This window comes from Thalassospira sp. MCCC 1A01428 (assembly GCF_002115825.1).
In the GTDB taxonomy this organism is placed as follows: domain Bacteria; phylum Pseudomonadota; class Alphaproteobacteria; order Rhodospirillales; family Thalassospiraceae; genus Thalassospira.
Window position 1 is genome coordinate 1 of sequence record NZ_JFJZ01000185.1, and the last position, 356, is coordinate 356.

At 53.9% G+C, this 356-nt stretch carries 1 tRNA gene; it reads left to right on the forward strand.

Features of this window, described 5'->3' with window-relative positions:
• Positions 1–164: 164 nt before the first annotated feature.
• Positions 165–240 (forward strand) — tRNA-Ala (locus THS27_RS26525).
• The last annotated feature ends 116 nt before the right edge of the window (positions 241–356 follow it).

Consider the following 356-nt stretch of genomic DNA (forward strand, 5'->3'; position numbering starts at 1 on the left):
AACTCTTCTCAGGCCCACCATATTGATGGTGTGATCTGGACCATCAGTCCTGTTTGAGGCACGTATCTGCCACGATTTGGCGCAAATGTTTGTTAAGAACATTGCGCGCCGGGTTGGCCGGCGGCGGCGCGCCCTGAATACCGGAGGTATTCAGAAATCAATAAGGGGGTGTAGCTCAGTTGGGAGAGCGCCTGCTTTGCAAGCAGGAGGTCATCGGTTCGATCCCGTTCACCTCCACCAGTTTTTAAAAGTGCGCTAGCGCCGGTCAGATGACCGCGCAGGCGAGCAATGAAATGGTGGGAACGGATGAGAAGGTGATACCGTAGTCAAGTCTGCCATATGGCAGTGCAGTTGTT